The 13,322-nt window shown below is 58.7% G+C and carries 13 protein-coding genes; 6 read left to right on the forward strand and 7 right to left on the reverse strand.

The window, feature by feature from the left end; genetic code table 11:
- Positions 1-32 precede the first annotated feature (32 nt).
- The 6 genes from clpA to ACSQ2Z_RS12765 all read right to left on the reverse strand — a co-directional run bounded on the left by clpA (position 33) and on the right by ACSQ2Z_RS12765 (position 5,783).
- On the reverse strand, positions 33-2,555 hold the full coding sequence (clpA, locus tag ACSQ2Z_RS12740) for an ATP-dependent Clp protease ATP-binding subunit ClpA (RefSeq protein WP_436081544.1): 2,523 nt from the start codon (positions 2,553-2,555) through the stop codon (positions 33-35).
- A gap of 9 nt (positions 2,556-2,564) precedes the next feature.
- Entirely contained in the window at positions 2,565-2,918 is a 354-nt protein-coding gene (clpS, locus tag ACSQ2Z_RS12745) for an ATP-dependent Clp protease adapter ClpS (RefSeq protein WP_037123938.1), read from the reverse strand.
- Positions 2,919-3,166: 248 nt separating this feature from the next.
- Positions 3,167-3,526 (reverse strand): phasin family protein, encoded by a 360-nt coding sequence (locus tag ACSQ2Z_RS12750; RefSeq protein WP_436081545.1) that lies wholly within the window; start codon positions 3,524-3,526, stop codon positions 3,167-3,169.
- Between the two features lie 235 nt (positions 3,527-3,761).
- Complete coding sequence (locus ACSQ2Z_RS12755; RefSeq protein ID WP_018325192.1) at positions 3,762-3,965, reverse strand: DUF3126 family protein; 204 nt, start codon at positions 3,963-3,965, stop codon at positions 3,762-3,764.
- Positions 3,966-4,066: 101 nt separating this feature from the next.
- Positions 4,067-4,894: a serine O-acetyltransferase gene (gene cysE, locus ACSQ2Z_RS12760; RefSeq protein ID WP_436081546.1), complete on the reverse strand. Its 828-nt coding sequence runs from the start codon at positions 4,892-4,894 to the stop codon at positions 4,067-4,069.
- Positions 4,895-4,997: 103 nt separating this feature from the next.
- On the reverse strand, positions 4,998-5,783 hold the full coding sequence (locus tag ACSQ2Z_RS12765; protein ID WP_436081547.1) for an alpha/beta fold hydrolase: 786 nt from the start codon (positions 5,781-5,783) through the stop codon (positions 4,998-5,000).
- Between the two features lie 170 nt (positions 5,784-5,953).
- Here ACSQ2Z_RS12765 and ACSQ2Z_RS12770 point away from each other — a divergent pair, with 170 nt between their 5' ends.
- Together ACSQ2Z_RS12770 and ACSQ2Z_RS12775 are read left to right on the forward strand one after the other, a co-directional pair.
- Positions 5,954-6,199 carry a zinc-finger domain-containing protein gene (locus ACSQ2Z_RS12770; RefSeq protein ID WP_436083067.1) on the forward strand — a complete coding sequence of 82 codons (246 nt, stop codon included), beginning with the start codon at positions 5,954-5,956 and terminating at the stop codon, positions 6,197-6,199.
- 25 nt (positions 6,200-6,224) lie between these two features.
- Positions 6,225-7,385: an FAD-dependent monooxygenase gene (locus tag ACSQ2Z_RS12775; RefSeq protein WP_436081548.1), complete on the forward strand. Its 1,161-nt coding sequence runs from the start codon at positions 6,225-6,227 to the stop codon at positions 7,383-7,385.
- Between the two features lie 102 nt (positions 7,386-7,487).
- Here the strand turns inward: ACSQ2Z_RS12775 and ACSQ2Z_RS12780 are convergent, their stop codons facing one another.
- Positions 7,488-8,678 (reverse strand): cystathionine beta-lyase, encoded by a 1,191-nt coding sequence (locus ACSQ2Z_RS12780; RefSeq protein WP_436081549.1) that lies wholly within the window; start codon positions 8,676-8,678, stop codon positions 7,488-7,490.
- 348 nt (positions 8,679-9,026) lie between these two features.
- On the opposite strand from ACSQ2Z_RS12780, the gene ACSQ2Z_RS12785 reads away from it, so the two are divergent.
- The 4 genes from ACSQ2Z_RS12785 to ACSQ2Z_RS12800 all read left to right on the forward strand — a co-directional run bounded on the left by ACSQ2Z_RS12785 (position 9,027) and on the right by ACSQ2Z_RS12800 (position 13,302).
- Positions 9,027-10,052, forward strand: a complete 1,026-nt coding sequence (locus tag ACSQ2Z_RS12785) for an amino acid ABC transporter substrate-binding protein (RefSeq protein ID WP_436081550.1) — start codon at positions 9,027-9,029, stop codon at positions 10,050-10,052.
- 98 nt (positions 10,053-10,150) lie between these two features.
- The gene (locus tag ACSQ2Z_RS12790) at positions 10,151-11,344 is read left to right on the forward strand and encodes an amino acid ABC transporter permease (RefSeq protein WP_436081551.1); all 1,194 of its coding nucleotides are present in this window, start codon (positions 10,151-10,153) and stop codon (positions 11,342-11,344) included.
- Between the two features lie 4 nt (positions 11,345-11,348).
- On the forward strand, positions 11,349-12,506 hold the full coding sequence (locus ACSQ2Z_RS12795) for an amino acid ABC transporter permease (RefSeq protein WP_436081552.1): 1,158 nt from the start codon (positions 11,349-11,351) through the stop codon (positions 12,504-12,506).
- 19 nt (positions 12,507-12,525) lie between these two features.
- Positions 12,526-13,302, forward strand: a complete 777-nt coding sequence (locus ACSQ2Z_RS12800; RefSeq protein WP_436081553.1) for an amino acid ABC transporter ATP-binding protein — start codon at positions 12,526-12,528, stop codon at positions 13,300-13,302.
- Positions 13,303-13,322: the final 20 nt, after the last annotated feature.

A 13,322-nucleotide genomic window follows, 5' to 3' on the forward strand; every position in this document is an offset into this window, starting at 1 on the left:
CGCCCGGCACTGTGTCTCTATGTTGGCGCCGCTTACTTCTTGCGCGGCACCTTCGGCACCGTACGTCCCTTGCGGGGCGCTTCAGGAGTGATGGCGCTCGCCGGTTGCTCGGTCTTGACGGCTGCTTTCGCAGCTTTCTTCGGCTTCGCACCGCCTTCCGGTTCAGCTCCGACGGTTTCCATTTCCTTCGGCTTTACCGCCTTGGAGGACTTGCGCACCGGTGCGACGACTTCAGCCTTCGGCTTGATTCGCGCCGTTTCCGGCACGGCGTCGAGGATCAGACCCTTGGTACCATCGGCCTTGACGCCGACAGTCACCTTGACGACACCACCCTTCTTCAGCTTGCCGAAGAGGATTTCGTCGGCCAGCGGCTTCTTGACGCTTTCCTGAATGACGCGTGCCAGCGGCCGCGCGCCCATCTTCTCATCATAGCCCTTGTCGGCCAGCCATGCGATTGCGTCCTGATGCAGGTCGAAGGTGACGTTGCGTTCGGCAAGCTGCGTTTCGAGCTGCATGACGAACTTCTGCACCACCTGATGGATGACCGGCGTCGGCAGCGAGCCGAACGGGATCACCGCATCGAGACGATTGCGGAATTCGGGCGTGAACAGCCGGTTCAGCGCCTCGATGTCCTCGCCTTCGCGCTTCGAGGAACCAAAGCCGATCGCGGCCTTGGCCATGTCGGACGCCCCGGCATTCGTCGTCATGATCAGGATGACGTTACGGAAGTCGATCTTCTTGCCGTTGTGATCCGTGAGCGAGCCATGATCCATGACCTGCAGCAGGATGTTGAACAGATCCGGATGGGCTTTCTCGATTTCGTCGAGCAGCAACACCGAATGCGGGTGCTGGTCGATGCTGTCGGTCAAAAGGCCACCCTGGTCGAAGCCGACATAGCCGGGAGGCGCGCCAAGCAGACGCGAGACCGTATGGCGCTCCATATATTCAGACATGTCGAAGCGGATCAGTTCCACGCCGAGCGAGACTGCGAGTTGCTTTGCGACTTCCGTCTTGCCGACGCCGGTCGGACCGGAGAAGACATAGGAGCCGATCGGCTTGTTCGGTTCGCGAAGACCGGCGCGGGCGAGCTTGATCGCCGACGCCAGAGCTTCGATCGCCAGATCCTGACCATAGACGACAGAACGCAGTTCCTTTTCCAGATTGGCGAGAACGGTCTCGTCGTCCTTCGAAACGGTCTTCGGTGGAATACGGGCCATCGTCGCGATCGTCGCTTCGATCTCCTTCTCGGTGATCAGCTTGCGCCGCTTGTTTTGCGGCAGAAGCATTTGCGCGGCACCGGTCTCGTCGATCACGTCGATCGCCTTGTCCGGCAGCTTGCGGTCGTTGATATAGCGGGCCGAAAGCTCGACGGCAGACTTGATCGCCTCGTTCGAGTATTTCAGCTTGTGGTAGTCCTCGAAATAGGGCTTCAGGCCCTTCATGATTTCGATGGTATCGGGGATCGTCGGTTCGTTGACGTCGATCTTCTGGAAACGGCGGACAAGTGCCCGGTCCTTTTCGAAGAATTGACGATATTCCTTGTAGGTGGTCGAACCGATGCAGCGGATTGACCCGGAGGACAGAGCCGGCTTCAACAGGTTGGACGCATCCATGGCGCCGCCCGAGGTTGCCCCGGCACCGATCACCGTGTGGATCTCGTCGATGAACAGGACAGCGCCCGGATAGTCTTCCAGTTCCTTGACGACCTGCTTCAGACGCTCTTCGAAGTCGCCGCGGTAGCGTGTCCCGGCCAAGAGCGTGCCCATGTCGAGCGAGAAAATCGTCGCGTCCTGCAACGCTTCCGGCACCTTCTTCTCGACGATGCGCTTGGCGAGCCCTTCGGCGATCGCCGTCTTGCCGACACCGGGGTCGCCGACGTAGAGCGGGTTGTTCTTCGAACGGCGGCACAGAATCTGGATAGTGCGATTGACCTCCGAATGGCGGCCGATGAGCGGATCGATCTTGCCGCCCTTGGCCTTCTCATTGAGGTTGATACAGTAGGCGGTCAGCGCATCCTGCTGTTTCTTCGGTCCGGCTTCGTCCTGCTCACGCGAAGGCTTCTGTTCGGATTCCGGCTCATCGGACCCGCGCGGGGTGCGCGTCTCGGAGGAACCCGGCCGCTTGCCGATGCCGTGCGAAATGAAATTGACCGCGTCATAGCGGGTCATCTCCTGCTCCTGCAGGAAATAGGCGGCATGGCTCTCGCGTTCGGCGAAGATGGCAACGAGAACATTGGCGCCCGTCACTTCCTCGCGGCCCGACGATTGAACGTGAATGACCGCCCGCTGGATGACGCGCTGAAAACCCGCCGTCGGCTTGGAATCCTCATCATAACCCGTGACCAGGTTGCCGAGCTCATTGTCGACATAGTCGGACACCGTCTTGCGGAGGCTGTCGAGATTGACGTTGCACGCGCCCATGACCGCCGACGCATCGGCATCGTCGATCAGTGCCAGCAGCAGGTGTTCCAGCGTGGCGTATTCGTGATGGCGCTCATTGGCTAGCGTCAGAGCCTGGTGCAGCGCCTTTTCAAGGCTGGTTGAAAATGTTGGCACGTCAGTTCCTCATTTCTTTTCCATGACGCATTGCAGCGGGTGCTGATGCTGGCGGGCGAAATCCATCACTTGCGTCACTTTGGTTTCGGCAACTTCGTACGTGAAGACACCGCACTCACCCACGCCGTGATTGTGGACGTGCAGCATGATCAGGGTAGCCGCCTCGCGGTCCTTCTGAAAAAAACGCTCCAGGATGTGGATCACGAATTCCATCGGCGTGTAGTCGTCATTCAAAAGCAGTACGCGGTACAGGCTTGGCTTCTTGGTCTTCGGCTTTGTCCGAGTGATGACAGACGTGCCGCGATTGGCATTGCCCCCATCCCCGTCGCTGTCTTTTTGCATCCGGACCGGCATGGCGATCATTCTACTTCATTCCCTTGTCCGGCCGCAAATGCTTGGGAGGATTCACGGCCTGTTCGTGACAGATAATCTAGTGGTTCTTTTCCGGATTTTAAGGCTGTTCTCCTGCACTGCAATCATATTTGCGTCATGGGGCACAAGATTGACCAACTTTCTTGGGCTGCCAATCGTTCGGATCCACGCAGACAACAAAAAACCGGCCGCGGGATGCGCGGCCGGTTTTTCACAACTAGGTTTGCGATCCGAAAGCTTTACGCCGCTGCGGCGGTCGCGGACTTGACGGCTGCCGCTGCCTTGGCGATCGGTGCTTCGTAGGGCTTGTATGCGTCCTTGGCGAGATCGGCGTACATTTCGCCGATCTTCGTGGCTTCAGCGATATAGCCTTCGTAAGCCGACTTCATATATTTGGTCTGCAGCTCAAAGGCAGCTTCGACGCTCTTGACGGTGGTGATCTTTTCGACGTGAGCAATGCTGTCTTCGAACGCCTTCTTCGAATAATCCGCGGCCTCAGTGGCGATCGCCTGAAAAGCCTTCGTCAACGTTCCATAGCTCTTCAACATCGTATCCATCGTTTCTTTGCTTTTCTTGTTTGCATCTTCCAAATTGAACATCGGGCTGCTCCTCTTTTTTTGACGCCTCACGACGACACCAACTTATGTGCACCGCACAATAAAGTCAATGTATACGTGCAACGCAATAAAACACTGTTATTGCAACAGCTTGATGAAATAGAGCGGAATTGGAGCATATTCCGCGAAAAAATAAATAAAAGTATGACTTTACGAAAAAACCCGGTCTGAATATCAGAACCGGGTTAAAAAGGAAAAGATCAACTATAACGAGCGATCAGAGGTCGATATCGAGAATGGCCATCGAGAAATTGTAGGACAGTTCGCCGTCTTCCTCATCGCGGAAGACTACGCCCAGAAACTCGTCGCCGAGGTAGACTTCGGCGGACTCGTCCTTCTTCGGACGCGCCTTGATGACCATCGACTGGTTGAAAGTGCGCTTGAAATAGGCTTCGAGCTTTCTGATTTCTTCGGGCTTCAAGTCTTTTCTCCATGACGGGTTTGATTTGCGCCGCTTCTTGCACGGAGCCTCAAGCGGTGTAAACCCCTTGGCGCCACCACCAGCCGACAAATCGCAGCAAATCAGATCTCGAAGGAAACGAGCAACTGGTCCATCGAACGCGACGGCTCGGAGCAGCCGGCTTCACCCACGACGCGCGCCGGAACGCCGGCCACCGTAGTTTTCGCCGGAACCTCCTTGAGCACGACGGAGCCTGCAGCAACACGCGAGCAATTGCCGATGTGGATGTTGCCGAGAATCTTCGCCCCCGCGCCGATCAGCACGCCGTTGCCGATCTTCGGATGACGATCGCTGCCTTCCTTGCCGGTGCCGCCGAGCGTCACGCCATGCAGGATGGATACATTATCGCCGATCACCGCCGTCTCGCCGACGACAAGTCCCGTTGCGTGATCAAGGAATATGCCCTTGCCGACGCGCGCCGCCGGATTGATGTCTGTCTGGAAGACGGAGGACGAACGACTTTGCAGGTAGAGGGCGAAATCGCGGCGGCCGCGATTGAGCAGCCAATGCGCCAGCCGATGGGTCTGGATCGCATGGAAGCCCTTGAAATAGAGGATCGCCTCCAGGAACCGCGTGCAGGCCGGATCACGGTCGTAGACGGCCTGGATATCGACGCGCAGGATGGCGCCCCATTCCGGCCAGTCTTCCAGCATTTCGGTAAAGGTCTGGCGCAGAAGGTTTGCCTGCAGGTCGGGGTGATCGAGCCGTTCGCAGATGCGGTAGATGACGCTGTCTTCCAGCGAACGCTGGTTGATGATGGTCGAATAGAGAAACGCCGCAAGCAAGGGATCCTGCTGGGCAGCGGCGCGCGCTTCCTCCTGCAGGCTATCCCAGATCGGGTCCATGATCTTCACGGTCTCGGTCGCGCGTAAGTCAGTTCTGGCGACCATCGCCGCTCTCCTTCGTAGTCCGTCGTCCGATCAGATATAGGCCAAATCGAACCGGATATAAATGGCTGGCCATAAAAAGGAGCGCTAAAACGCTCCGGATGCTTCACGCCTGCCCCACCCTCGCCAAAAACTCCAGCGCCGCCTTCTTGAAGACCCGGTCGCCGACGGCAAGCATATGATCCCGGCCGGGAATATCCAGAGCCAGCGCGTGGGGTATGAGCGTGGCAAGCTCCTGGGGCGAGCCGGCGATATCGTCCTTCGTTCCCACCGCAATGAGCACCGGCACGTCGATCCGGCCCACTTCCTCGACGGAAAGAAGGTCGCGTGAGGTGGAGATGCAGGCCGCGAGCGCCTTGCGGTCGCTCTTGGTCTGGTCGGCAAAAGCGCGGAACATACGGCCGCGGGCGTGGGTCACCACATCAAGAGAAGGTGCGGTGAGCGCGTCGGCGATCGGGTCCCATTCGCCGACGCCGGTCACCATGCCGATGCCGAGCCCGCCGAGAATGAGAGAGCGGACACGATGAGGATTGGCGAGTGTCAGAAAGGTGGATATGCGGGCGCCCATGGAGTAGCCCATCACATGCGCCTCGGCGATGCCGAGATGGTCGAGAAGCGCTATCGCATCGCCTGCCATTGCCGATGGATGGTAAAGGGTCGGATCATGAGGCTTGTCGCTGGCGCCATGGCCGCGATTGTCGAGAGCAATCACCCGATATCCGGCATCGCCGAGCGTCTTCAGCCATCCCGGAAAGACCCAGTTCACATTGGCGGTGGAGGCAAATCCATGAATAAGAAGTATCGGATCGCCCGACGGGTTGCCCTCGTCGAAATAAGCAATCTTCAGCCCATCATGGGAAAATGTCGAAAAAGGCGGTGGATTCAAATCCATGGGAATGTCCTGTTTTTCGTCGAACCTATGATACCGGCCCGATGGGGAAAACCCCGGCGCGGCAAAAAACGCGTGGCCGCGGCATCTTTGCCGCTACACTTTTTCCGCAAAGCTTTCTATGGTGCCGCCGAATTCGACTATTCTTCCAGACGACGCAAGTGGAGCACGACATGGCCGGGCACGGTATCCCTCACTTTCAGAACGACGGCGGCCACGCTGTGATCGAGATCGGCGTGAAGGAATTCATGTGCACAGGTGCCTCGGCGCCCTTTGACCATCCTCACATCTATATTGACATGGGCGATGACAACGAGAAGGTCTGCTCTTACTGCTCGACGCTCTATCGCTACAATGCAGGGCTTCATGCGGACCAGACGGTACCGGACGGCTGCACTTTCAATGCGAAAGCGGCCTGAGCCCCGCCCCGCGAAAGTTTCTTCGATGACGCAGCGCGGGCCTGTCGCGATCGTGGGAGCCGGCATCGCAGGTCTCACAACAGCCCTGTGTTTTGCTCGCAAGGGCATCGCCAGCGATATCCTCGAGCAGGCTTCGGTCCTGAGCGAGACCGGCGCCGGATTGCAACTCTCCCCCAACGCCACCCGTATCTTGGCGAAACTCGGCCTCGCGCGGCCGTTGGAACAAGTCTGGAGCGAACCAGCGGCAATCTGCCTTGTCGACGGAACCTCGCTTCGAACGATTGCTTCTGTCCCGTCGGGACGCTTCGCGCGGGATCGCTGGACATCGCCCTACGGCGTCCTGCATCGCGCCGACCTTCAGAAGGTTCTGCTTGGTGCTGTTGAAGCCGAGCCATCGTGCCGCCTGCATCTCGGCGTGCGGATCGTTGATGCATCGCGCGATTCCCTGACCCGGACCACGGGGAAAGAACCAGGTCTCGTTATCGGCGCCGACGGCGTATGGTCCACGATCAGGAATCATGTCCAAGGTTCCGGAAAAGCGCAGTTTTCCGGAAATATCGCGTGGCGGTTGACGCTGGATGCGGCAAATGCCCCAGCCATTTTCGATGCAAGGAACGTATCGGCGTTCCTCGGCGGCGGTTCGCACCTCGTGGTGTATCCGCTACCGCAAGTGCGCAGCTTCAATGTGGTTGCGATCGCCGGCGGCGACGATCCGGACGAAATGCCGGATCGCGCCCTGCCCCAGGGTGAGTGGCGAAAACAGCTGCTGGCCGCTTTTGCCGACTGGCATCCCGAAATTGTCGATATGCTGCGGAATGCACCGGAGCCGACGATCTGGCCCCTTTACGGCGTGAGCGAGGGCAATTGGCACCAAGGCGAACAAACCGTGCTGATCGGTGACGCGGCTCATGCGATGATGCCGTTTGCCGCCCAAGGCGCTGCGATGGCTATCGAAGATGCCTTTGAACTTGCGTCCTTCGCCGTCGCCGGGCAGTCCCTCGCCGCTTTTGCCGAGCACAGGAAACGCCGAATCGCCCGAGTGCGTTCGCGTGGAGCGTTCAACCGTTTCGTCTATCATGCCCGCGGTCCGGTCAAGCTGGCGCGTGATCTGGTTCTGTCGATACGGCGGCCGGAAAGCCTGGCCGCCGATTTCGACTGGCTCTATGGATACGAGCCGCTTGACTAGAACGCCGCGCGTCATATTTGACACGGGGCGCTTTAGAACTTTGAAAGTGCTGCATAATTTTATCCTTAAGTCGATTCCGCCTTAAGGAATTATGCGGGAGGATCAGACGGCTGTCGCCGCCGCGAGACCAGCCTCGATATCCTTGCGGATATCCGCCACGTCCTCCAGTCCGATCTGCAGGCGAAGAACCGGGCCTTCGCTCGGCGCCGTGCAGATCTTGCGGTCGGAAAGGCCGACGTGGAGAGCAAGGCTTTCGAAGCCGCCCCAGGAATAGCCAAGCCCAAACAGTGACAGCGCGTCGAGGAAAGCATGCGCCTTCGGCTTGAACCGAGGCTGGCTCTTGGCCTTCAGGACGAAGGAGAAGATACCGCTGGAGCCCGCAAAATCCCTCTTCCAGAGCTCATGGCCCGGAAAACTCGGCAACGCAGGATGCAGAACGCGCGCAACGTCCTCGCGCTCTTCCAACCACCGGGCGATATACAGCGCGCTTTCCTGGTGCCTCTCGAGACGCACGCCCATGGTGCGCAGACCGCGCAGGATCTGATAGCTGTCATCCGGCGATCCGCAGATGCCGAGCGTGATATTGGCTTCCTTGAGCTGCTCCCAATGCGCGGCATTGGCCGAGACGGTACCGAGCAGGACATCGGAATGACCGGAGGGATATTTGGTCGACGCATGGATCGAGATATCGACGCCGTGGTCGAGCGGCTTGAAATAAAGCGGCGTCGCCCAGGTATTATCCATGGTCACCACGCAGCCATGCCTGTGCGCGACCGTCGAAATCGCCCTGATATCCTGCATTTCGAATGTGTTGGAGCCCGGCGCTTCCGTATGCACGAGTTTCGTGTTCGGCCTGATCAGGCTTTCGATGCCGGCCCCGATCATCGGATCGTAGTATTCGACACTTACCCCAAGCCTTTTCAGCATCGTGTCACAGAAATGCCTCGTCGGGAAATAGACGGAATCAACGATCAGCGCATGATCGCCAGCCGACAGGAAGGCCAGGAACGGTACTGTTACAGCGGCAAGGCCTGACGGAACGACGATGGTACCGGCCGAGCCCTCCAATGCGTCGATCGCCTCACACAGCGCATCGGTGGTCGGCGTTCCGCGCGTGCCATAGGTATATTTCTGCGAACGGCTTTCCATGGTCGCAGCATTGGGAAACAGCACTGTCGATGCGTGCACGACGGGCGGATTGACAAAGCCGTGGTAGTCCATGGGATCGTTGCCGATGTGAGCCAGCAGGGTGTTTGGCCCCGCGCTTGCGAGAAAACTCTTCTTTTCATTCATGGGAGAATCCGTCTGAGGTCAATCGTGTTGCCGCACTTGTCGGCCCGCTCCCCGGATGGGTCAAGAGACTCCGATACCAACGGCTATGCAATTGACGAAAATTTCGATTTTGACGGTTTTTTATACAAAAAACTGCTTTCCATAGCTAAAAATTGCCCAAACATGCGGCTTCGGCAACGATTCTACCCGCGCGGCCCAGAAAAACGGCAACATGTCTTGACCCTGCGAGGTTTTGGGAATGAGATAGACAGCACTCGCGCCAGGAGGGTGGCGGGCGCCGCACCCTGCGCTCGACAGCGAGCAGCAGGTATCGGACGGGAACAAAGACAACAGAAAAAGGTTCTAAAAATGGCAAAAAGAATTTTGACAGCGCTCATCGGCGCTGCCGTCATGGGGATTGGCAGCCAGGCCGCGTCGGCAACGACGCTTGGCGACGTCAAGGCAAAGGGCTTCCTGCAGTGCGGCGTCAACTCGGGCCTGACCGGCTTTGCGTCCCCTGACGCATCCGGCAACTGGAGCGGTTTCGACATCGATTACTGCAAGGCCATTGCCGCCGCCATTTTCGGCGATGCGACCAAGGTGAAATACACCCCGACCTCCGCCAAGGATCGTTTCCCGGCGCTTCAGTCGGGCGAAGTGGACGTGCTTGCGCGTAACACGACCTGGACAATCAACCGCGATACCGCGCTCGGCTTCAACTTCCGCCCGGTCAACTACTACGACGGCCAGGGCTTCATGGTCCGCAAGTCTCTGAACGTGAAGTCGGCGCTCGAACTCTCCGGCGCCGCCGTTTGCGTCCAGACCGGCACCACCACTGAGTTGAACCTTGCCGACTACTTCAAGGCCAACAACCTTCAGTACAACCCGGTCGTCTTCGAAAAGCTCGATGAAGTAAACGCCGCCTATGATGCCGGCCGTTGCGACGTCTACACGACCGACCAGTCGGGCCTCTATTCGCTGCGCCTGACGCTTGCTGCCCCCGACGATCACATTATCCTGCCGGAAATCATCTCCAAGGAGCCGCTCGGCCCCGTCGTTCGCCAGGGCGACGACCAGTGGTTCGACATCGTCAGCTGGGTGCACTATGCCCTGATCAACGCTGAAGATTTCGGCATCACCCAGGCCAACGTTGAAGAGATGAAGAAGTCCCCGAACCCGGACATCCAGCGCTTCCTGGGCGTTGAAGCCGACACCAAGATCGGTACCGATCTCGGCCTCGAAAACGACTGGGCCGTAAATATCATCAAGGGCGTTGGCAACTACGGCGAAATCTTCGACCGCAACATCGGCACTGGCAGCCCGCTCAAGATCGAGCGTGGCCTGAACGCCCTGTGGAGCAAGGGCGGCATCCAGTACGCACCGCCGGTCCGCTAAGACCGTTTGACCACTTGAGAAAGCGGCTCCGGTCGCTTTCTCTTCCCAAAAATAAGAATCGCTCGAACCAGGGCGAATAGGGGATAAAGAGGCTCTGAATGACAATTGACGCCACAAATCCGCCTGGCAAAGGCCGGCCGCCAAGCTCATTTCTGAACGACCCGAAAGTCCGCGGTTACTTCTACCAGATCATAACGGTGCTGGTGCTGGTCATCGCGGTTGTCTGGATCACGCAGAATACGATCGAGAATCTGAAACGTGCCAACATTGCCTCAGGCTACGGTTTTCTCGTAGGACGCGCCGGCTTCGACCTTGGCCAATCCCTGATCGCCTATACGAGCGATTCGACCTATGGCCGCGCGCTTGTCGTGGGCTTCGCCAACACCCTGTTGGTTGCCGTAACCGGCATCATCACGGCAACGATCATCGGTTTTCTGGTCGGCATCGGCCGCCTGTCGCACAACTGGCTGATCGCCAAGCTGTCGACGGTCTATGTCGAGGTTTTCCGCAACATTCCGCCGCTGCTCGTCATCTTCTTCTGGTATTCGGGCGTTCTGGCCGTCCTGCCCCAACCCAGAGACTCGCTGCAACTGCCGCTCAACATGTATGTCAACAATCGCGGCCTTGCCTTTCCCCGGCCAGTCTTTGAAAGCGGCGCACAGTTCACGTTCTACTCCCTTGTCCTTGCAGTGATCGCCAGCATCTTCTTTGCGCGATATGCGCGCAAACAGCAGATGGAGACAGGCAAGCGCCTGCCGGTCCTTTGGGTTGTGCTCGGCATGGTGATCGGCGTGCCGCTTCTGACCTTCCTCGTCACCGGCATGCCGATCTCGTTCGACGTTCCGATCGCCGGAAAATTCAACCTGACGGGCGGATCGGTCGTCGGGCCGGAATTTCTGTCGCTGTATCTGGCCCTCTCGTTCTATACCGCTGCCTTCATCGCGGAAATCGTTCGGGCCGGTATCCGCGGCGTCAGTCATGGCCAGTCTGAGGCGGCGCATGCGCTCGGCATTCGGCCGGGCCTGACCACCCGTCTGGTCGTCGTGCCGCAGGCGATGCGGATCATCATTCCACCGCTGACCAGCCAATATCTCAACCTGACGAAAAACTCGTCGCTGGCAATTGCGGTCGGTTACGCCGATCTCGTCGCCGTCGGCGGCACGATCCTCAACCAGACGGGCCAGTCAGTCGAGGTGGTCAGCATCTGGCTCGTCGTCTATCTCACGCTCAGCCTTTTGACATCGCTGTTCATGAATTGGTTTAACGCCAAGATGGCACTGGTGGAGAGATAAGCCGATGAGCGTACAACAAGCCAACTTCGTCCGGAGCGAGATGATCGCACCCACGACTCCACCGTTGCTTGAAAAAGGCTGGATTGCCTGGTTCCGCAAAAACCTGTTCGCCACGCCGAAGGACACGGTGCTGACGATTATTGCCATCCTGCTTCTGGCCTGGTTCCTGCCGCCGGTAATCCGCTGGCTGTTCATCGACGCCGCCTGGACGGGCGGGGGGCGCGGCGTCTGCGCCACGGTCGCCCAGGGCGGTGCACAGCCGGAAGGCTGGAGCGGCGCCTGCTGGGCGTTCGTCGGCGCCAAGTTCGACCAGTTCGTTTTCGGCCGATACCCGATCGAGGAGCGCTGGCGGCCCGTGCTGGTCGGCATTTTCTTCATTCTGCTGCTCGTGCCGATGCTGATCCCGAAGATCCCCTTCAAGGGGATCAATGCGATCCTGCTTTTTGCAGTCTTGCCGGTCGTGTCCTTCTTCCTGCTGCTTGGCGGATGGTTCGGACTGGAACCCGTCGAGACGGCGCTCTGGGGTGGCCTGTTGGTCACACTGACCCTGTCCTTCGTCGGCATCGTCGTATCCTTGCCGCTAGGCATTCTCCTTGCGCTCGGACGGCGATCGAAAATGCCCGTCATCAGCATGATCTGCACAGTTTTCATCGAAATTGTCCGCGGCATTCCCTTGATTACGGTGCTGTTCATGGCGAGCGTCATGCTGCCGCTGTTCATGCCACCGGGGATGACCGTCGACAAGTTCCTGCGCGCTTTGATCGGGGTCTCGCTCTTTGCATCCGCCTACATGGCCGAGGTAGTGCGCGGCGGCCTCCAGGCCATTCCTAAGGGACAGTCCGAAGGCGCCGATTCGCTAGGTCTCGGCTATTGGCAGAAAATGCGCCTGATCGTTCTGCCGCAAGCGTTGAAGCTGGTGATCCCCGGCATCGTTAACACCTTCATCGGCATGTTCAAGGATACGTCGCTGGTTTCGATCATCTCGATGTTCGACCTGCTCGGCATCGTTCGCCAGAACTTCTCGGACGGCAACTGGGCCTCGCCGGTAACACCGTTGACCGGGCTGGTCTTTGCCGGCTTCACTTTCTGGCTCTTCTGCTTCGGCATGTCGCGCTATTCAGGTTTCATGGAACGGCTGCTCGACAAGGGCCACAAACGATAACAATTAAGGGGAAAACGTCATGGCAAATGAAGCTCTGGCATCGAAACTTACCGTCTCGTCCACGGACGTCGCCATCGAAATCATCGGCATGAACAAGTGGTACGGCGATTTCCACGTTCTGCGCGACATCAATCTGAAGGTCATGCGCGGCGAACGCATCGTTGTCGCCGGTCCGTCAGGCTCCGGCAAATCGACGATGATCCGCTGCATCAACCGACTGGAAGAGCACCAGAAGGGCAAGATCATAGTCGACGGTATCGAACTCACCAACGATCTGAAGAAGATCGATGAAGTGCGCCGCGAAGTCGGCATGGTGTTCCAGCACTTCAACCTCTTTCCGCATCTGACGATCTTGGAGAACTGCACGCTGGCGCCGATCTGGGTGCGCAAGATGCCGAAGAAGCAGGCGGAAGAGGTCGCGATGCACTTCCTCAAGCGCGTCAAGATTCCGGAACAGGCCAACAAATATCCGGGCCAGCTCTCCGGTGGTCAGCAGCAGCGCGTCGCGATCGCCCGCTCGCTCTGCATGAACCCGCGCGTCATGCTGTTCGACGAGCCGACCTCGGCGCTCGATCCGGAAATGATCAAGGAAGTGCTCGACACCATGGTCGGTCTTGCCGAAGAAGGCATGACGATGATCTGCGTGACCCACGAAATGGGCTTTGCCCGCCAAGTCGCCAACCGCGTCATCTTCATGGACCAGGGCCAGATCGTCGAGCAGAATTCGCCGGCCGAATTCTTCGACCATCCGCAGCATGAGCGTACCAAGCTGTTCCTCAGCCAGATCCTCCACTAGATCTGTCGCGGCCCACAACA

This window comes from Pararhizobium sp. LjRoot235, from assembly GCF_964254145.1.
GTDB lineage: Bacteria > Pseudomonadota > Alphaproteobacteria > Rhizobiales > Rhizobiaceae > Pararhizobium.